The organism is Streptomyces sp. NPDC001980 (assembly GCF_040296885.1).
Lineage (GTDB): Bacteria > Actinomycetota > Actinomycetes > Streptomycetales > Streptomycetaceae > Streptomyces.
Genome location: NZ_JBEOYD010000003.1, coordinates 229,748 through 248,063, shown reverse-complemented (window position 1 = coordinate 248,063; position 18,316 = coordinate 229,748). Strand labels below are relative to the sequence as shown.

Below are 18,316 nucleotides of genomic sequence, written 5' to 3'. Positions count from 1 at the left end.
CTGATCGTCCTGTGCAACCTTGGGTCCGTTTCGGCTGTCATGTCCGGGGGAGGCGCGGTTGAGCGCGGCTCGGTGGGGAGGCTGGGGTGACGTCCGTACGCATCTGGGGTGCCGGCGCGGGGGCCGTGGTGGTGCTGGTGGCGGCCGGGGTGTGGGCGCGCGGGTCGAGCGCGGTCGACGCCGGCCTGTGGGCCGAGGTACGTCCCGCGATCGAGGCGCGGCTCGTGACGCAGTCCGCCGGGAACGGGGCCGGGGAGAGCGAGCCCGCTCTCAGGTCGCGGTGGTTCTGCCGGGCGGAGGCGCTGGACCTGGAGGAGAGCGGGGGCCGGGTGCGGGCCGGCATCAACACCCTGTGCGAGGAGTACGGCGAGCGCGCGGGCGCCCTGGTGCTGTGCGGCGGGGCGCAGATACCGCAGGTGGTGCGGCTGGAGCGGGATCCGGCGAGCGGTGGCTTCCGGGTGGTCTCCGCGGAGGCGCCGCCGGACGGTGAGGGCTACGGGGAGTGGGAGGGGGACCACTTCAGCCACTATGCGGCGTCCCGCCTCGACCGGGAGATGACGTCCAGCGGGCTGCGGACCGCGGCCCGTGCCCACTTCGGCCTGCCGAGCGGGGCGCCGGTGCGGTACTGCTGAGGGGGCCGGCCGAAGACCGGCCCCCTCGGGGGCGGCATCGCCTCAGCTCGGCGGCTCGACGGCGAAGGTGCCCGGTGTGGGGTTCTTCTCGGCCATCGCCTCGCCCGGGGCGGCCAGTCTGGCCCGGGCGCGCAGGACGGACCCCGGCACCACGCCCGCCAGGAGCGGGCTGGGCACGGCGAGCAGCAGGCGCTGTCCGACGTTGCCCGACAACAGGTCGGCGTATCCGGTCACCGGCTCGGCGCCGAGTACGTCCACCTCTGCCAGGTCCCAGCCCGCCAGCCGCGGATGCGGCTCGGTCCTGACCAGCCGCGCGGTCAGATCAGTGCGGTTCTCGACCACCTGCACCATGGCCGGCGGTCACCGGTGGTGCGGGCCTTCGAGCGGGCGGGCGCCGTACCCGTTCCCGGCCTTGACGGACTCCGGTGTGCCCGTACTGCCTGACCGCACGGCCTGCTCCAGGTAGGCCTCGGCGCCGGCCCAGGGGGCGACGGCCTGTTCCAGCGTGGCGAGCCGGTCCTGGAGGTCGTGGATCGTCTTGACCAGCCCGGGCACGTCCTCCTCCCGCCTGGCGGCGGCGGTGGGGGCGGGCGCGCGTACGGGAACCCCAGCCGAGACCGACACCGACGCGGTCATCGTGGCGGCGGGCGCAGAGATGTCCGTGACGGAGACGCCGGTCGGGGTGCCGGCGTACGACCGGGAACTGGGCTTGGTCGACGGACCGAACGAGCTGTTGCCCGTGCTGCCGGGGTAGACGTCACCGGCGTCACCGCGGTTCGCCGCGGACTCCAGGTCGCGCTGATCGTCCGCCTGGACGAGGCCCACCATGTAGTGGTGTTCGTTGGTGTTGTCCGGCTGGCTCTCGTCGATGTGCCAGATCTGCATGCCCGAGGCGGGCAGTGACTTGTCGTAGCCCGACTGCTGGCGGTTCTCGACCAGGAAGTACTCCTTCCCGTGCAGGCCGTCGGTCCACAGCCGGTACGTCTCGAAGCCGTTCTTGATGTCGGGGACGGACAGCTGTCCGTTGCTCGTGACGTTGACGGCTTTGGCCCAGCCCTGCTGGATCTTGCACCAGGCCGACGGATGCGTCGGCCTCTCGCCGGGGTGGTCGCCGCCCCATGAACCGGCGGCCATCAGGCACCAGTTGCCGATCCCTTCCGACGAACCGTCGATGTCGTACAGGTCGGGGAAGCCGAACAGCAGGTGGCCCAGCTCGTGGGCGCAGACCCCGATCTTGGCGTCCTCGGGAATGGTGAGGTAGCCGTAGATCTGGGCGCCGTCGGCGTTGTACGCGTTCGGCAGGACCCATTTGTGCGACCAGAGGTCTCCCCGGATACCGGTGGCTTCGCCGCCGGGGCCGGAGTGCACGACGATGAAGGCGTCCACGAAGCCGTTGCCATCGTTGTCGTACGGCGCGTAGTTGATGAGGGGGTCGGCGCCGACGGCGGCGTCCCGGGCCAGGATCTGCGCGCGCGGCTCGCCGGTCGGTTTGCCGATGCCGAAGTTGTTGTTGGCGTACCAGGAGAGCTTCTGCGGCATCCGGACCGGGCCGATGACCTCGCCGACGATGTCGACCAGGCCGTGGGTCACTTCACGGTAGTAGTCCCGGACGCTGCCGTGCGGGAGCTCGCCTTCGGAGAAGAACAGCTTCTCGAAGTGTTCGTTGTCCGCGGTCATCGGCTTGTCCGTGAAGTCCGCCAGGACGACGACGACCCGGACCGTGCCGGTCAGCGGGGTCCGTGCGGCGGCCGTGGCGCGGATGGCCTCCAGCGATGTCCCCGGGGCGAACGCCTCGGGCGGCATGTTGACGCCGTCGCCGTAGCCGAACCTGCGGGGGGTGCCGCCGAGGCGGAACAGACTCGCCACGTCCGACTCGCTCCGGACCCGCTCCAGTTCCTGCTGCATCCTGCCGCGGAGTTCCGGGCTGGGTGCGATGGCGCAGAATTCCGACCAGACGGCGACTGCGGAGTCCCGTGAAGTGGAAAGGTCAACCATTCCAAATCCTCTCAAAAAGGGATGTGTTGGTTGTTTCTACGCCAGTGACGCATGCAGGTGCGCGGCCTGCAAGATGATCACTTACTCCTGCGCGAGTTCCGCCACCCCCGTCACGCGGTGCAGGGGGTAGGTGCGTACCTCGTCGGCGGTGTGGTCGTAGGCCGTGACGAAGCCGCCCTCGACGCGGATGGGGGCGATGACGCGCTGGCTGGCGGTGCCCTCGGCGTTGACGTAGCCGATCCAGAGGGTGTCGCCGGTGAGGACGGCGGCCTGCATGGTGGCGAGGGTCTCGGCGGGGGTGGTGCGCGGGAGTTCGCCGCCCCTGACGGCGGCACCGGCGGACTTGCGCGGGGTGGTGGCGGCGAGGTCGCCCGCGCGGATCGCGCGGATCGCCGCCGCGAGGAGGGTGGAGTCCGGTGGCGGCGGGCCGTCCGGGACCGGCTCGGGGGCCGTGCGCGGCGGGGTGCGGTGGGCGTGGGCGCGGGTGATCAGGACGTCGCCCTCGGCGGACTCGGCGGCGGGCGCGTAGCCCATCGCGCGCAGGCCCTCCAGGAGGGCGGCCGGGTCGGCCTGGGTGGCGAGCACCGACGGGGCCAGACGGCGCAGGCGCAGGCCCGACGCGCGCTTGTCGGCCATGATCTCGTTGAGGACGGTGTCGTCGTCGCAGCGGACGTACGCCGAGGCCGCGCCCACCCGCAGGTGTCCGTGCCTGCGGGCCACGTCGTCGATCAGGTACGCGAGCGGCTGCGGGACCGGTGTGCGGGAGTGCGTGGCGAGGAAGGCGTGCAGGTCGGCGGCGGTCTGGCCGGCGTCCAGGGCGCGGCGGACGGAGGCGGGCGTGAAGCGGTAGACCGTGGCGCCGCCCTTCGACTCGACGTCGGCGAGGACGCCCAGCGCGTCGGCGAGCGGGCGGCGCAGCGGCCCCGGGGCGACCGCGGTCAGGTCGGCCTGGAGCAGGACGTGGTCGAGGGGCTCGGGGAGGAGCGGGGCGAGCAGCCGGCCGGCGGCCGCGGTGGCGACGGCCTGCTCGGGAGGGGCGAGGGGTTCGAGGGCGGGGGAGAGGTGGTGATGGCGCACCGGGAGCTTGTCGCCGGGGCCGGACGGCTCCGCCGCCTGTTCGGGCGTCTTCTCCACGGCCGGTGCGCCGAGGAGCACGCGGCCGTGCGCCGACAGCGCGCCGCGTCCCGTCACGCCCAGCAGCTCGGCCTCCGACAGGGTCCAGCGGGCCAGTCGGGTGCGCAGGTCGTCGCCGTGCTGCTGGGGACCGCGCAGCGGGCGTTCCCAGCGCAGCCGGGCCAGCACCGAGTCGGCGGTCGGCGAGGTGCCCTCCGGGAGCGCGGCGAGGAGGGTCAGCACCCGGTGCCGTACCTCGGGTGCGGCGGAGCGGTCGAGGCCGGGGCCGAGGGCGGACAGGGCGCGGTCCTTGGCGTCCCGGCCGCCGACCAGGCCGGAGGTGCGGGTCGCGGTGAGCCAGGCCTCCGCCAGCTGGGCCCAGCGTTCGGCGGGCGGCCGGTCCAGCCACTCGTCGTAGGCGGGGGTGGCCGCGTACCGTTCGTCGGCCTCGCCGTCGGAGGCGAGCAGCCCGGCCGCGTAGGCCAGCTCGACCCAGAACGCGGCGATCGGCTCGGGCACGTCCAGGGCGACGGCCGTCCGCTTGAGGTCCCGGACGCTCAGGCCGCCGGCCCGCAGTACCGCCGGACCGCCCTCGTCCCAGTCCTTCAGCAGCTCCTCGACGGTCGCGAGGGTGGTGTAGGCCTGCCCGGCCGCGGTCGCGTCCACAACCTGTGGACGGTGGGCCGCCGCCGGCTCGACGGCGGGCGGGGTGGGCTCCGGTTCGCGGTGGGCGCGGCCCTCGCGCAGGTGGAGGGCGACCTCGCGGGGCAGGACCACGGTGCCCGGCGCGGTCGGCAGCAACAGGCCGCGGTCGAGGAGCCAGCGCAGGTGAGCGGCGGGTTCGGGGGTGATCTGCCCGTACGGCGGCCCCCAGACCAGCCGGGAGAGGACCTCGCGGGACTCGGCGGGCGCGGCGGCGAGCAGCTTCGCCATCTTCTTCCGGTGCCCGAACAGCTTGGTGAGCGCGTCGACCGCGGAGACCGAGTCGTGCGTGGAGGGCAGCCCGGCGGCGGCCACGATCTCCTGGATCCGGCCCGGCGACATCCCCGAGGTGGCCTCCCGCACGGTCGGGCCGAGACCGGTCGGCGACGGGTGCTGCGGGGACGGGGCGAGCACCTCGCGCGCGGTCCGCACGAGCCGCAGCCGGTCGTCGTCGCCCCACACCAGCGCCTGGTCGCGGAGCGCGGCGACGGCCCGCGGCAGCTCGCCGGCGACGGCCGGGTCCCCGCCGTCCCCGGCCATCAGGCCCAGCAGCTCCTGGTAGGACGCGGGGTCGCCGGCCACCGCCAGCGCCTCCGCGGCCTGCAGGGCGAAGCGGTCAAGGCGTTCCAGCGCGCGCAGCACCGAGGCGCGGGTGCCGGCCCGGGTGGCCAGCTGGGTCAGGTCGGTGGGCACGGGGGTGATGAGGTCGGGGCGGGCACGCAGCAGTACGGCCAGGGAGGCGTCGTCCCTGGCCCGAAGCGCCTCCGCGAGGGAACGCGGCGGGGTGGCCGGGTTGCTCATCCGACCCACGGTAGCGGGTGCGGGGCGGGCACCGGGATCACCTGTCCCGCCGCCGTTTCTGTGTAAGGGGCAGCCACCGGGCGAACAGAACATTGCGCAGATGTCCGGCGAATGAATTTCAGCGGGAGGATCGTGGCACCTCTGGCAACACTCGGCACCCGGTCGTCACCCTGGGCTCCCTGACCACCGCGCGATGTCAACAACGCCGCGGGACACGGCGATTCGGGGGATGCGGTCGTGCGAACGCTCGGCGTCGAACTCAACTTCAACAACGTCGTCGCGATCTTCAGTGTCGTGATCCCGGTGCTGGCGTTCTTCTGGGAGTTCGTCGTCATCCGCCGCAAGCGGCTCGGCTACCGCCTCCAGATGGACACCCTGGCCACGGACACCGCGCACGCGCCGAGCGCCGACGTGCTGGCGCGGATGCGGGACGACGGCCACGAGCTGGTGGAACCCTCGTTCGTGCTGGTGCGGATCGAGAACGCCGGCTGGCGGGAGATCGTCCCCGGCGACTACCTGACCCCGCCCGACGACAAGACCGGCATCCGGGTGCTGTTCCGGGACCGCCGGGTCGTCGGCATGGCGGTGACCGAACTCAGCCAGCCCACCCTCCGGCACTTCTTCGTCACCACCCGCGACGGCAGGACCCAGGAGACCGACGGCTTCGGAAAGGACTGGGAGGACGGCGTCGGCGTCATCCGGCTGCCCAAGGTGACGCTGAACCCCGGCGCCCACTACAAGATCCTGGCGGTGCTGGAGCGGCGGGGCGGCAGCGAGCACGCGCCCTTCCCACCGCCGGAGTTCCAGGCCGCGGTGACCGGGGGCATGGACCACTCCTTCGCCTGGGTCCGCTGGCTGGCCCGGCTCAAGCTGGCCCACACCGAGAGCCACACCTTCGCCTCCAGGCCGGCCGTGGGCGGTCTGGCCCTGCTGGCGGCGGCGGTCCTCGTCCAGGCGAGCCTCACCTTGTTCTTCCCGGCCAAGCCCGCCCCGCTGGACTGCGTCGGCGGCACCCTGCACCTGTCGGGCTCGACCGCGTTCTCGCCCGCGGTGACGGCGGCGGCCAAGCAGTACACGAAGCTGTGCGCGGCCAAGGGGGCGGACATCCCCATCGACGACGGCACCTTCCAGAGCAGCACCGACGGCCTCACCACGCTCCAGCAGGCCGGCAAGGCCGCCGGGATCAAGGGCGACGCGGGACTCGGCGACCACATCACCTTCACCGACGGCCCGGCCGAGGGCAACCACGCCCAGCTGCTGCCCCGGCCGGTCGTCTACTCCCTGTTCACCCTCGTCGTGAACGACGCCGCCGACGTCCACAACCTCTCCCTCCAGCAGATCCGCGACATCTACGCCGGCAAGGTCAAGAACTGGTCCCGGGTCGGCGGCCACGACGTCCCCGTCCACCTGATCAACCGCCACCGCGGCTCCGGCACCCGCAACGCCCTCGAACAGCGGGTCCTGGCGGGCAAGTCGGTCCCGGAGGCCGACGTCAACGACTGCGCGGCGCTGAGCACGGACAAGTACGGCGTCTGCGAGGTCAACACCACCGACAGCCTGCTGGACGCCGTGAGCGCCGACCCCGGCGGCCTCGGCTACAGCGAGGTCAGCAGCGTGCCGGCCGGCAACCTCGTCAAGCTGGACGTCGGCGGCATGCCGCCCACCCTCGAAGGCGTCGAGCAGGGCACGTACCCGTACTGGCAGACCGAGTACGCCTACACGTACGGCGAACCGCCCGCCGGCTCCATCGCCGCCGCCTTCCTGCGCTACCTCACCGACCAGGGCGGCAAGGACATCCTGCGCGAGTACGGAAACCGCCCCTGCTCCGAGACCCGCTACCCGCTGGTGTGCCGGCCGACATGAGCCGTGGCCTGCGCTACCGTCGTTCCGACGGGGTAATCCAAGGCAACGCACCGGCCCCGGAGGGGACTTCGTGGGTATCGAGAGCGATCAGGTCGTCTACGAGTATCTGAGCCGCGTCGGGGACATCGCGCACCAGCGCCAGTTGTCGTCGGCCGAGCGGATGCGGCTGGTCTCCGGACTGCGCAACGACATCGACCGGCAACGGGCGAAGGCGACCGTCGACAGCCCGGCCGCGGTGAAGCGCATCCTCGACCGGCTGGGCACGCCCGACGAGGTCGTCGAGGCGGCGGGCGGTACGACGGCGAGCGGCGCACCGCAGCCGCCGTCGGGCGCGGTCCCCGTCCAGCGGGACGCGGGGCCTGCGGCGCCGGCCGAGGACCTGCGGCGCGTCGTACCGCGCCCGCGGCCCGCGGAGCCGGACGGGTCGGCGGCGCCGCCCGACTGGTGGCGGGTGGACAGCAGTCCGTTCGGGGACGGCGACGGGGTGCCGGGGTTCGTCGGCGGGGTGGAGATCCCCGAACTGCTCAGCAGGCCGCGGCTGCGGAAGGCGGAGCCGGCGGACGAGCCGGGCGAGCCGGAGGAGGCCCCGGTGGTGGAGGAGGCCGCACCGTCCGGACGACGCCGGATCCGCGTCCTCCCCCGCCCCGGCGCCGGGGGCGGCTGGCGCAACCCCCTCCTCCTGCTGGCCGCCGCCGCGCTCGTAGTGGGCGCGGTGCTCGGCAACTGGTTCGCGCTCGTCCTCGGCTGGGCCATCGCCTACGGCTCCCGCCGGCTCACCCCGGCGGAGACGAAGCTGGCGGTGATGTGGGTACCGGGGCTGTCCGTCGCGGCCGGGCTGGTCTGGCTGTGGGGGCGCAGCGCGGGGCGCTGGGGCGCGCCGATCGCCCAGGGGCAGATGAGCGGGGCGGTGGGGCAGACGTGGCCGTGGGTGGTACGGGGCGCTGCGCTGGCCTCGGCCGTTTATGTGGTGTGGCGGTCGCAGAGGTCGCGGTAGGGGGTGGGGTGGTCGGTTGTCGGGCGGGTGCGGGTGCGTTGTGGCTGGTCGCGCAGTTCCTCCCCCAGCCTTCGGCTGGGGGTACCCCCAGCGCCCCTGACGGGGCGGCACCCGGCAAGCGCCGGTGAGCGTCCCCACCCCCGGCCACCCCCTACCCTGCACAATGGCCCACATGACTCCTCGCCCCCTCACCGTCGGCTTCGATCTCGACATGACGCTCATCGATTCCCGGCCCGGCATCCACGCCACGTACCTGGCGCTCGCCGAGCGGACCGGGACGTACATCGATGCCGATCTGGCCGTGACCCGGCTGGGGCCGCCGCTCGCCGAGGAGCTGGTGCACTGGTTTCCGGCCGAGCGGATCGCGGAGATGAGTGATCTGTATCGGGCGATGTATCCGGAGATCGCCATCGCGGCGACGCCCGCCATGCCGGGTGCGCGGGAGGCGATCGCGGCGGTGCGGGAGGCCGGTGGCAAGAGCGTGGTGGTCACCGCGAAGTACGAGCCCAACGCGAAGCTGCACCTCAGCCACCTCGGCATAGTCCCGGACGCCGTGGTCGGCGACCTGTGGGCCGAGCAGAAGGCGGTGGCGCTGCGCGAGCACGCCGCGGGCGCGTACGTCGGCGACCACGTCGGAGACGTACGCGGGGCACGCAAGGCGGGAGCCCTGGCGGTGGCGGTGGCCACCGGCCCCTGCGATGCGGAGGAACTGCGCGCGGCCGGCGCCGACGTGGTGCTCGCCGACCTCACCGAGCTGCCCGCCTGGCTGGCCGGCTACCGCGAGGGCGGCTACCGGGAGGACGCCTCCCGCGCCTGACGGCGTCCGGCCGCGACCGACTGGAGCACTCCGGCGGCCGCGACCAGGAAGCCGACGCCCATGAGCATGCTCAACAGGTACATGTACGTCGGAAAAGGCTTCGCACCGAGGAACAGCGGTATCACGGTGACGAGTGTGGCCACCGCACCGATGAAGAAGACCACGGCACCGGTACGGACCAGTCGGTCACCGGGCCCGGCGGAATTCGCTTGGGTTTTGTCACGCACTCGACCAGGGTAGTTCCCTGCCCGAAGGAACAACCGGGCGACGTCTTGTCACGCGCCCGAAGACCATTAGCCTTGGTACCGGCGGGTCGTGGTCGACCCGCCCGAGTGCTATCAAGGCCCGTTCCAGAGCTGTTGCATTCAGAAGTTTTCCGAGCAGTTTCCGACGAGATACGAGGACGAGGACAGACGTGCCTACCGGCAAGGTCAAGTGGTTCAACAGCGAGAAGGGCTTCGGCTTTCTCTCCCGCGACGACGGCGGTGACGTCTTCGTCCATTCCTCGGTTCTCCCCGACGGGGTCGACGCACTCAAGCCGGGCCAGCGCGTGGAGTTCGGCGTCGTCGCCGGTCAGCGCGGTGACCAGGCACTGTCCGTGGTCCTGCTCGACCCCACCCCGTCGGTCGCCGCCGCCCAGCGCAAGAAGCCGGACGAGCTGGCCTCGATCGTGCAGGACCTGACGACCCTGCTCGAAAACATCACGCCGATGCTGGAGCGCGGCCGTTACCCGGACAAGGCCGCCGGATCGAAGATCGCCGGGCTGCTGCGCGCGGTCGCGGACCAGCTGGACGTGTAGCCGCGCAAGCGGCATATGCGTCTCGGAAGCGGGTAAGTCCCGTGCGTTTTTTCAGGGGAAATCGAGTGCGTGCGGGCCGAGGGGCGGGACGAGTCCCTCGGCCGCCGCGCGGGTGAGCAGTCCGCGCACCGCCGCGTAACCGTCCTCGCCGAGTTCCGAGGTGAACTCGTTGACGTAGAGCCCGATGTGCTGGTCGGCGACGGCCGGGTCCATCTCCTGGGCGTGCGCCATGACATACGGCCGGGAGACCTCGGGATCGTCCCAGGCCGCGTGGACGGAGGCGCGGATCGAGTCGGCGAGGCGGGTGAGGGCCTCGGCGCCCAGCGACCGCTTGGCGATGATCGCGCCGAGCGGGATCGGCAGGCCCGTCGTGTTCTCCCAGTGCTCGCCCATGTCCGCGAGCTTGTGCAGGCCGTAGTTCTGGTACGTGAAGCGCGCCTCGTGGATCACGAGCCCCGCGTCGACCTTCCCGTCCCGCACGGCCGGCATGATCTCGTGGAACGGCATGACGACGATCTCGCCCACGCCGCCCGGGAGGGTGTCCGCGGCCCAGAGGCGGAACAGCAGGTACGCCGTCGACCTCTCGCTCGGCACGGCGACCGTACGGCCGGTGAGGTCCGCTCCGGCCCCCCGGGTCAGCACCAGCGGCCCGCAGCCCCGCCCCAGCGCGCCCCCGCAGGGCAGCAGTGCGTACTCGTCGAGGACGTAGGGCAGCACGGCGTACGACACCTTCAGCGCGTCCGACTCGCCGCGCTCGGCCATGCCGTTGGTGATGTCGATGTCCGCGAAGGTCACGTCGAGCGCGGGCGCGCCCGGGATCCGGCCGTGGGCGAGGGCGTCGAAGACGAAGGTGTCGTTCGGGCAGGGCGAGTACGCGATGCGCAACGGGTCAGCGGTGGTCATGTGGGTTCCAACTCTCCAGGGCGGGCACGAGCTTCCCGAAGGCCTCGGTCAGGGCGGCCAGGGCGTCGCCGATCCGCCAGGCGGCACGGTCGCGGGGGCCGACGGGGTTGGAGACCGCGCGCAGCTCCAGCACGGGCACGCCGTGCGCGGCGGCCGCCTCGGCGACGCCGAAGCCCTCCATGGCCTCGGCGAGGGCGCCCGGGTGCCGGGTCCGCAGTTCGGCCGCGCGGGCGGCGGTTCCGGTCACCGTGGAGACGGTGAGTACCGCTCCGGGGCGGGCTCCGGTGGCCTGCGCCGTCACTCGTACGAGTGAATTTTGTGGGTGGTGGCTGACGGTTCCGAAGCCCAGTTCGGTGACCGGAAGGAAGCCGTCGGCCGTCTCGGCGCCCAGATCGGCCGCGGTGATCTCGTCGGCCACCACCAGGGAGCCGACGGGGGCCTCCGGCTGGAAACCGCCGGCGATCCCGGCGGAGACGACCAGCGCGTAGGGGCGGCCTTCGAGGGCGGCGGCGGTGAGGGCGGTCGCGGTGCCGGCGGCGGCCAGGGCCGGACCGACCCCGGCGGCGAGCAGGTCGTACCCGCCGGTGGTGCGCAGCAGCGTCGCGGCCGGTAGCCGTACCTCTTTCGGAGGTGTGAACGCCCGGGCCACCGCGTCCCGTTCGGCCGGGACCGCGGTGGCTACGAGGATCCGCGCGGCGGACGTGGTCAGGCGTCCTTCTTGAGCTTGAAGGACCACAGACCCAGCACCGACTTGTCGCCCTCCTTGATGGAGACGAGGGTCGAGTTGCCGGAGGCGCCGTACTGGGCGTTGAAGAACACGCTGCCCGGGATGGTGCGGTAGGTCTTGGTGCTGGAGTCGGTGAGCGCCTGACCGTTCATCAGGATCGTCCAGCCGCTGTCCGCGATCTTCGGGTCGACGCCGAAGCGGACCGTGTCGTCCGGGTCCACCTTGATGGACTTGATCCCGGTGTCCTTCAGGCACTTCGTGAGGGAGGCCGTGTCCAGGGCCTTGCCGTCGTTGTAGCAGGAGGCCTCGGAGTTGACCGAGTTCGTACCGACGGTGATCGTGGCGATCGGCGTCGGCTTGTCACAGGCAGACAGGACGAGCAGTCCGGCGGAAACGGCGCCGGCGGCGGCGACGACGCGGCGGCGTCGCGAGCGGGATTGCAGCGTGGTCATGGCCGAAGGCTATCGGGCGCTCCGGGCCGTCTCCCCATGTGGGGTACGGCGTGCCCGGTTCGTTACGCCACTCGCGGGCGGGGCCGGGTGCCGTGCCGGGCGGAGCTGAGCAGGCCGCGCAGGGTGGCCAGCCAGCCGGCCGCCACGATCGCGGCGGCCACCACCAGTCCCAGGGTGCCGTTCAGCGGCATCACGATGCCCACCGCGCCGCCGAACACCCAGGCCACCTGGAGCAGCGTCTCCGAGCGGGCGAACGCGGACGTGCGCACCAGTTCCGGCACGTCCCGCTGGATCAGCGCGTCCAGGGAGAGCTTGGCCAGCGCCTGTCCGAAACCGGCCATCGCGGCCAGCACCGCCACCAGGAAGGCGCCGAAGAACAGCGCCGCGACGATCGCCGTGCCCAGCACCGCGGCCACCGCCGCCACGATGATGATCTCCGGCGCCCGGGAGTGCAGCCACGACCCCACCGCCGTACCGAGCGCGTTGCCGACGCCCGCCGCGACCCCCACGATCCCGAGCGACACGGCCGCGCTCTCGCCGGTCAGCGGGTGCTCGCGGAGCAGGAACGCCAGGAAGAAGATCAGGAAGCCGGAGAGGCAGCGCAGGGCGGCGTTGGCGCCGAGGGCGTGGGTGACGGCGGGCCCGACCGTCCGCAGCCCCGGCCGCCTCGCCTCCTTGCGGTGCGGGCCGTGCAGATGCTCCTCGTCGGCGGCGAGCAGCGCCACGTCCTCGCCCTTGGCGGAGTCGACCTTGGGCGGCAGCGAGAAGGAGAGAAAGGTTCCCGCCACGAAGATCACGAAGGCGCCGTAGAGCGGCCACGGGTCGCCGATCGCGTGCAGCCCGGCCCCGATCGGGGCGGCGACGCCGGTGGCGAGCAGCCCGGCGAGGGTCACCCGCGAGTTGGCCTTCACCAGCGAGAACCGGGGCGGCAGGAGTCTGGGCACGACGGCACTGCGCACCACGCCGTACGCCTTCGACGCGACCAGCACCCCGAGCGCGGCCGGATACAGCTCCAGGCCGCCGCCTGCCACCGCGCCCGCGATGATCAGCGCGAGCAGCGCCCGGGCGAGCATCGCGCCGGCCATCGCGGCGCGCCGCCCGTGCGGCAGCCGGTCGAGCAGGGGGCCGATGACCGGGGCGAGGACGGTGAAGGGTGCCATCGTGATGGCGAGGTAGAGCGCGACGCGGCCGCGGGCCTCGTCGGTGGGCACGGAGAAGAACACGGTCGAGGCGAGCGCGACGGTGATCATCACGTCCCCCGCGCCGTTGACCGCGTGCAGTTCGATCAGCTTCCCCAGCCCGGACTCGCCGGCGCCGTGCGCGTGGGTGGCCTTGCGGATGCCGCGGGCGGTACCGGTCACCGGGAGGTGCAGGGCACGGCCGACCGAGCGGGCGGCACCGCGCATCCGGCCCGCACCGCTACCGACCCCGACAGCGCGTTGGGGTGACCTCGCGGTTGCCACGTGCTTCATAGTGCCCTGAGAGTGCTGTTCCTAGTGCACTTTGTGGCCAAGCGAGTCGTAGGGGCCCCTTGGGGTAGGACGCGGCTGGGCTGGGGGAGGAACTGCGCGACCGGCCCCCACCCACCCGCACACACCCCACAACCCGCCACCACCCCAAAAAGCAACTCCTCGCCCGCCTCCGAAACCCGCCGCCGTCCCGCCTCGAAACCGGCTTTCGCCCCACCCCCGTCGGCTCTCCCCCTCCCCGCTCGCACGCCGGACTGTCCCCATCCACCGGCGACGGGGTAGCGTGCGTATCTCAGCCATAAAGCAGAATGGATGGCATAGGTGCGCCCGAGCGCGATCGGACGCGGACGTCGATGCGGCCCACAGGTCCGCTCCGTCCGCCCCACCGCCGGAGGCAACCGCACTCGTGAGACGGCGTAGGAGAGAAGCGATACCTGTGAGCGCAGCGACAACGCGAAGCCGCACCCCCGACCGTCTGTGCGCCGAGGCCGTCGACCTCGCCCGTGGTGCCGCCGAGGAGGCCGCCGCACCGGGGGTGGTCGGCGAGCACGCCGGAGCGGTGGCCGAGGGCGATCGCGTGGTCACGCACTTCTTCGAGTGCAAGGAACTGGGATACCGCGGCTGGCGCTGGGCGGTGACGGTGGCCCGCGCCTCCCGCGCCAAGGTCGTCACCCTGGACGAGGTGGTCCTCCTCCCCGGCTCCGACGCCCTCCTCGCCCCCGAGTGGGTGCCGTGGAGCGAGCGGCTGCGCCCCGGCGACATGGGCCCCGGCGACCTGCTGCCCACCGAGGCCGAGGACCTCCGCCTGGAGCCCGGCTACACCGGCGAGGACGGACCGGAGCCGAACTCCCCGGTCTCGGAGGAGATGGAGGAGCTGGCGGAGGCGGAGGACGCCGACGTCACCGCGGGCACCCCCGCGCACCTCCCCACGGTCCCCTCCCGGGGCACGATCGCCTCGGTCGCCGAGGAACTCGGCATGCGCCGCGCCCGGGTCCTGTCCCGCTACGGCCTGCACATCGCCGCGGACCGCTGGGAGGACGCGTACGGCGCCAAGACCCCCATGGCCCAGGCGGCCCCCGCGACCTGCGTGAGCTGCGGCTTCCTCAGCCCCATCGGCGGCTCCCTCGGCCAGGCCTTCGGTGTCTGCGCCAACGAGTTCTCCCCGGCCGACGGCCGGGTCGTCTCCCTCTCCTACGGCTGCGGCGGCCACTCGGAGGCCGCGGTCATGCCGAAACCGCCCCAGCCGGCCCCGCCGGTCATCGACGAGACGCGCGTCGACCCCTTCCCCCTCCGCCCCGCCTCCGACTCCGGTTCGGTACCGGCGACGGAGGACGAGACGTCGGCGGAGCTGGGCCACTCCTAGCGGGCCGACGCCTCGTCAGCCGGGGTCCGTCCGGCCGGGTTGCGTCACGTACGCCCCGGCAGACCGGACCCCGCCGCCAGCAGGAGCGCGCCGGTCGCCGCGGCCAGAGCCACCAGGAGGGCGCCGCCGGGACCGTGGGCCCCGGCCGGCGAACCGGAGGCGGCCTGACCGGCCGCCGTGCAGAGGGACCTGCCCAGAGGACCGTCATCGCGGTCGTGGCCCGTCCGGTGGCGTGAGGCGTTCGGTCAGGGCGTAGAGCGTGCGAACGTGACGTACCGCGCCCGCAGGGAGAACCGCCGCGGCGTCGTCGTGGCCGGTCGCGCAGTTCCTCCCCCAGCCTTCGGCCGGGGGTACCCCCGGCGCCCCTTCGGGGCGCGGGTCCCGGCGTTCGCTTCTCGGCCGACCGGGTCGGGTGGGCGGGTGGGTGAGGCCCCGGCGCGCGGTACCTTCTCCTCACGTCGACGAGGAGAGTGAACGTGAGCAAGTTCGTGCGGCCCGCCGCCGAGGGCGCCGACCCCTTCGGCACCGCCCGCCTGCGCCGCGGTGTCCTCGACGCCTGGGCCACCAGCCCCGCCCGGTTCCGTGAGGACGCCAACGCCGAGGAGGACCTGGTCCTCGGGGGGTACCGGGACCGGCTCGTCGTGGAGCTCGCCCAGAACGCGGCCGACGCGGCCGCCCGCGCCGGGGTGCCCGGGCGGCTCCGGCTCACCCTCCGCGACGGCGTCCTGTTCGCCGCCAACACCGGCGCCCCGCTGGACGCGGCCGGCGTCGAGTCCCTCTCCACCCTGCGCGCCTCCGCCAAGCGGGGGGACGGCGAGGGAGCGGTGGGGCGGTTCGGCGTGGGGTTCGCCGCCGTGCTGGCCGTGACCGACGAACCCGCGGTCGTGGGGCGGCACGGCGGGGTCCGCTGGTCCCTCGCCGAGGCCCGGGAGCTGGCCGAGGAGACCGCCCGGCACAGCCCGGGGCTGGGGGACGAGATCCGTCGGCGGGACGGCCATGTCCCCCTCCTGCGGCTCCCGTTCGCCGCCGAGGGCACCGCCCCTGACCCGTACGACACGGTCGTGATCCTGCCGCTGCGGGACACCGCGGCCGCCGATCTCGCCGAGCGCCTCCTCGATGCCGTGGACGACGCCCTGCTCCTCGCCCTCCCCGGGCTGGAGGAGGTCGTGGTCGAGAACGCCGACGCCACCCGCACCCTGCGCCGCAGCACCGACGGCGCGCTCACCGTCGTAGCGGACTCGCAGGAGGGCACGACCCGCTGGCGTACCGTCTCGGCGCACGGCCCGCTCACCCCCGACCTGCTCGTCGGCCGGCCGGTCGAGGAGCGGCTGCGGCCGCACTGGTCGCTGACCTGGGCCGTGCCCACGGACGGCCAGGGCGCCCCCGACCGGCCGCGCACCGCCGCCGTCGTACACGCCCCGACCCCGAGCGACGAGCCCCTCGGCGTGCCCGCCCTGCTCATCGCCTCCTTCCCCCTCGACACCACCCGCCGGCACGCCGCTCCCGGCCCGCTCACCGACTTCCTGGTGCAGCGCGCGGCCGACGCGTACGCCGAACTCCTCGCCGACTGGCGGCCGGTGGGGGAGGGGATCATCCACCTGGTGCCCGGCCCGCTCGCCAAGGGCGAGCTGGACGGCGCGCTGCGCCAGGCGATCCTGGAGCGGCTGCCGCGCACCGCGTTCCTGCCGCCCGCCGTGGAGAGCGACGACTCCGACCTTCCGGAGGCGCTGCGGCCGCGTGACGCCGAGATCGTGGAGGGGGCGGGTGCGGAGACCGTCCGGGTCCTGGCCGAGGTGCTGCCCACGCTGCTCCCCGCCGGTCTCGAACGCCGTGTCGAGCTGCGCACCCTCTCCGTCGCCCGGCTGCCGCTCGCCGACGCCGTCGACCGCCTGGCCGGTCTGGAGAAGGACCCGGACTGGTGGTGGCGGCTCTACGACAGCCTCGCGGGCGTCGACCCGGACCGGCTCTCCGGCCTGCCGGTGCCGCTGGCGGACGGCAGGACCACCATCGGTCCCCGGCAGGTCCTGCTGCCCACCCCGGACGCGGCCGCCATCGACCCCGAGGTGCTCGCCCGGCTCGGTCTGAAGGTCGCCCACCAGGATGCCGCCCACCCGCTCCTGGAGAAGCTCGGCGCCCTGCCCGCGAGCCCCCGCGCGGTCCTCACCACCCCGCAGGTACGGGCCGCGGTCGCGGCCTCGCTGGACGACGAGGGGGGCGCGCTCTGGGAGGAGGACGCCCCGGACGCCGAGGAGTTGGCGGACACCGTGCTCGCGCTGGTGCGGGACGCCGGCCTGGAGCCCGGTGACGAGCCGTGGCTGGGCGCGCTCGCACTCCCGGACGAGGACGGCGAGCTGGCCCCGGCCGGTGAACTGGTCTTCCCCGGCAGCCCGTTCGCCCGGGTGATCAGGGAGGACGAACTGGCGTCAGTGGACGCCCAGTTGGCCGAGAAGTGGGGCGAAGGCCCGCTCGCCGCCTGCGGGGTGCTCGCGAACTTCGCGCTCGTCCGTGCCGCCGACGTCGTCCTGGACCCGGACGAACTGGAGCCCCGCGAGGGCGACTTCGCCGAACCCGACGACGCCGGCCTCCTCGACGCCGTGGACGTCTGGTGCGAGGACATCCTCGACCGCTTCCCGGACACCCCCGTCCCGCCGGTCGCCACCGAGCTGATCGCCGTCCGCGACCTCGACCTCGTCGACGAGGACCACTGGCCCGAGGCCCTCGCCCTGCTCGCCCAGCCGCCGCTGCGCGACGCCCTCACCCAGCCGGTCCGCATCCTGCTGCCCGACGGCACGCACGAGGTCGTACGGCCGTACACCGCGTGGTGGCTGCGCGGGCACCCGGTCCTCGACGGCCGCCGCCCGGCCGGCCTGCTGGCGGCCGGCGGCGACCCGCTGCTGCGCGGCCTCTACGAGGAGGCCGATGCGACCGGCTTCGAGGACGAGCAGGTGCTGCGGGCGCTGGGCGTACGGACCTCGGTGGCCGCCCTCCTCGACGAGCCCGGCGGCGGCGCCGAACTCCTCGACCGCCTCGCCGACCCGGACCGCTCCGTCTCCGGCGCCCAACTGCACGCGCTGTACGGCGCGCTGGCGGACCTGGACCCCGAGCAGGTGACCCTGCCGGACGAGGTGCGGGCGGTGATCGACGGCCGGGTGGAGGTCGTGGACGCGGCGGACGCGGTGGTCGTCGACTCGCCCGATCTGCTGCCGTTCACGGCCGGTGTCCCGCTGCTGCCCGTACGGCCGTCCCGGGCCGCCGAGCTGGCCGAGCTGTTCCAGGTGCGGCGGCTGAGCGAGTCGGTGACGGGTTCGGTCGACTCGGAGGGCACGGAGCACGACGTCCCGGACGCGGTACACGTCCTGCTCGGCCCGCGCACCCCGCGGACGTACGTGGAGCACGAGGAGCTGGTGGTCGACGGCGTCGAGATCGACTGGCGCCTCACCGGTGACGGCGTCCTGCACGCCGCGACCCTGGAGGGCGTGGCGGCCGGTCTGGCCTGGGCGGCGGGCCAGTGGCCGCGCCGCTTCGAGGTGGCGGCCCTCCTGGAGGACCCGTCCCGGACGGAGGAGCTGGCGCGGGACCGCTGGTTCGACTGAGGTTCACAGTTCGACTGAGATTCACAGATCGCGCACAAGTTTCGAGATTCGTACAACCGTCCCCCCGTCGCCGGAGTCTGATCACACGAGTCG

General features: G+C 73.5%; 15 protein-coding genes. 7 read left to right on the top strand and 8 right to left on the bottom strand.

Annotated features, from left to right (window positions below):
* The first annotated feature begins 86 nt into the window (after positions 1-86).
* Positions 87-632, top strand: a complete 546-nt coding sequence (locus tag ABT137_RS05755; protein ID WP_351703007.1) for a hypothetical protein — start codon at positions 87-89, stop codon at positions 630-632.
* A 42-nt stretch (positions 633-674) separates the two neighbouring features.
* Here ABT137_RS05755 and ABT137_RS05750 read toward each other — a convergent pair whose 3' ends face one another.
* From ABT137_RS05750 to ABT137_RS05740, 3 genes are all read right to left on the bottom strand, one after another.
* Positions 675-983: a hypothetical protein gene (locus ABT137_RS05750; protein WP_351703004.1), complete on the bottom strand. Its 309-nt coding sequence runs from the start codon at positions 981-983 to the stop codon at positions 675-677.
* A gap of 9 nt (positions 984-992) precedes the next feature.
* A complete protein-coding gene (locus ABT137_RS05745; protein WP_351703001.1) occupies positions 993-2,627 on the bottom strand; it encodes a M6 family metalloprotease domain-containing protein in 1,635 nt (544 codons plus the stop codon).
* Positions 2,628-2,708: 81 nt separating this feature from the next.
* Positions 2,709-5,243 (bottom strand): helicase-associated domain-containing protein, encoded by a 2,535-nt coding sequence (locus ABT137_RS05740; RefSeq protein WP_351702998.1) that lies wholly within the window; start codon positions 5,241-5,243, stop codon positions 2,709-2,711.
* Between the two features lie 237 nt (positions 5,244-5,480).
* On the opposite strand from ABT137_RS05740, the gene ABT137_RS05735 reads away from it, so the two are divergent.
* From ABT137_RS05735 to ABT137_RS05725, 3 genes are all read left to right on the top strand, one after another.
* Entirely contained in the window at positions 5,481-7,106 is a 1,626-nt protein-coding gene (locus tag ABT137_RS05735; RefSeq protein WP_351702995.1) for a PstS family phosphate ABC transporter substrate-binding protein, read from the top strand.
* Positions 7,107-7,176: 70 nt separating this feature from the next.
* Entirely contained in the window at positions 7,177-8,100 is a 924-nt protein-coding gene (locus ABT137_RS05730) for a hypothetical protein (protein WP_351702992.1), read from the top strand.
* Between the two features lie 172 nt (positions 8,101-8,272).
* Positions 8,273-8,917, top strand: a complete 645-nt coding sequence (locus tag ABT137_RS05725; protein ID WP_351702989.1) for an HAD family hydrolase — start codon at positions 8,273-8,275, stop codon at positions 8,915-8,917.
* On the opposite strand, the gene ABT137_RS05720 is transcribed toward ABT137_RS05725, so the two are convergent.
* Positions 8,890-9,144, bottom strand: coding sequence for a hypothetical protein (locus ABT137_RS05720; RefSeq protein WP_351702986.1), 255 nt, complete (start codon positions 9,142-9,144; stop codon positions 8,890-8,892). The genes ABT137_RS05725 and ABT137_RS05720 overlap by 28 nt on opposite strands.
* Positions 9,145-9,332: 188 nt before the next feature.
* Between ABT137_RS05720 and ABT137_RS05715 the strand changes: the two genes are divergently transcribed.
* Positions 9,333-9,716 carry a cold-shock protein gene (locus ABT137_RS05715; RefSeq protein ID WP_089101875.1) on the top strand — a complete coding sequence of 128 codons (384 nt, stop codon included), beginning with the start codon at positions 9,333-9,335 and terminating at the stop codon, positions 9,714-9,716.
* Between the two features lie 51 nt (positions 9,717-9,767).
* On the opposite strand, the gene ABT137_RS05710 is transcribed toward ABT137_RS05715, so the two are convergent.
* From ABT137_RS05710 to ABT137_RS05695, 4 genes are all read right to left on the bottom strand, one after another.
* Complete coding sequence (locus ABT137_RS05710) at positions 9,768-10,619, bottom strand: 1,4-dihydroxy-6-naphtoate synthase (protein ID WP_351702983.1); 852 nt, start codon at positions 10,617-10,619, stop codon at positions 9,768-9,770.
* Positions 10,606-11,355: a futalosine hydrolase gene (locus ABT137_RS05705; RefSeq protein ID WP_351702980.1), complete on the bottom strand. Its 750-nt coding sequence runs from the start codon at positions 11,353-11,355 to the stop codon at positions 10,606-10,608. The genes ABT137_RS05710 and ABT137_RS05705 overlap by 14 nt, the downstream gene beginning before the upstream one ends.
* The gene (locus tag ABT137_RS05700; RefSeq protein WP_351702977.1) at positions 11,325-11,798 is read right to left on the bottom strand and encodes a DUF2771 domain-containing protein; all 474 of its coding nucleotides are present in this window, start codon (positions 11,796-11,798) and stop codon (positions 11,325-11,327) included. Before ABT137_RS05700 ends, ABT137_RS05705 begins: the two co-directional genes overlap by 31 nt.
* A 62-nt stretch (positions 11,799-11,860) precedes the next feature.
* Complete coding sequence (locus tag ABT137_RS05695) at positions 11,861-13,204, bottom strand: MFS transporter (protein WP_351702974.1); 1,344 nt, start codon at positions 13,202-13,204, stop codon at positions 11,861-11,863.
* Between the two features lie 499 nt (positions 13,205-13,703).
* On the opposite strand from ABT137_RS05695, the gene ABT137_RS05690 reads away from it, so the two are divergent.
* Both ABT137_RS05690 and ABT137_RS05685 read left to right on the top strand, forming a co-directional pair.
* A complete protein-coding gene (locus ABT137_RS05690; RefSeq protein WP_351702971.1) occupies positions 13,704-14,630 on the top strand; it encodes a DUF3027 domain-containing protein in 927 nt (308 codons plus the stop codon).
* A 476-nt stretch (positions 14,631-15,106) separates the two neighbouring features.
* Complete coding sequence (locus tag ABT137_RS05685) at positions 15,107-18,223, top strand: sacsin N-terminal ATP-binding-like domain-containing protein (protein ID WP_351702968.1); 3,117 nt, start codon at positions 15,107-15,109, stop codon at positions 18,221-18,223.
* Positions 18,224-18,316 lie beyond the last annotated feature (93 nt).

Excerpts from the sequence above, each read along its gene's own strand:
- ABT137_RS05695 (WP_351702974.1), bottom strand. The coding sequence starts at position 13,204 with ATGCGCGGTGCCGCCCGCTCGGTCGGCCGTGCCCTGCACCTCCCGGTG.
- ABT137_RS05740 (WP_351702998.1), bottom strand. The coding sequence starts at position 5,243 with ATGAGCAACCCGGCCACCCCGCCGCGTTCCCTCGCGGAGGCGCTTCGG.
- ABT137_RS05710 (WP_351702983.1), bottom strand. The coding sequence starts at position 10,619 with ATGACCACCGCTGACCCGTTGCGCATCGCGTACTCGCCCTGCCCGAAC.
- ABT137_RS05725 (WP_351702989.1), top strand. The coding sequence starts at position 8,273 with ATGACTCCTCGCCCCCTCACCGTCGGCTTCGATCTCGACATGACGCTC.
- ABT137_RS05700 (WP_351702977.1), bottom strand. The coding sequence starts at position 11,798 with ATGACCACGCTGCAATCCCGCTCGCGACGCCGCCGCGTCGTCGCCGCC.
- ABT137_RS05750 (WP_351703004.1), bottom strand. The coding sequence starts at position 983 with ATGGTGCAGGTGGTCGAGAACCGCACTGATCTGACCGCGCGGCTGGTC.
- ABT137_RS05745 (WP_351703001.1), bottom strand. The coding sequence starts at position 2,627 with ATGGTTGACCTTTCCACTTCACGGGACTCCGCAGTCGCCGTCTGGTCG.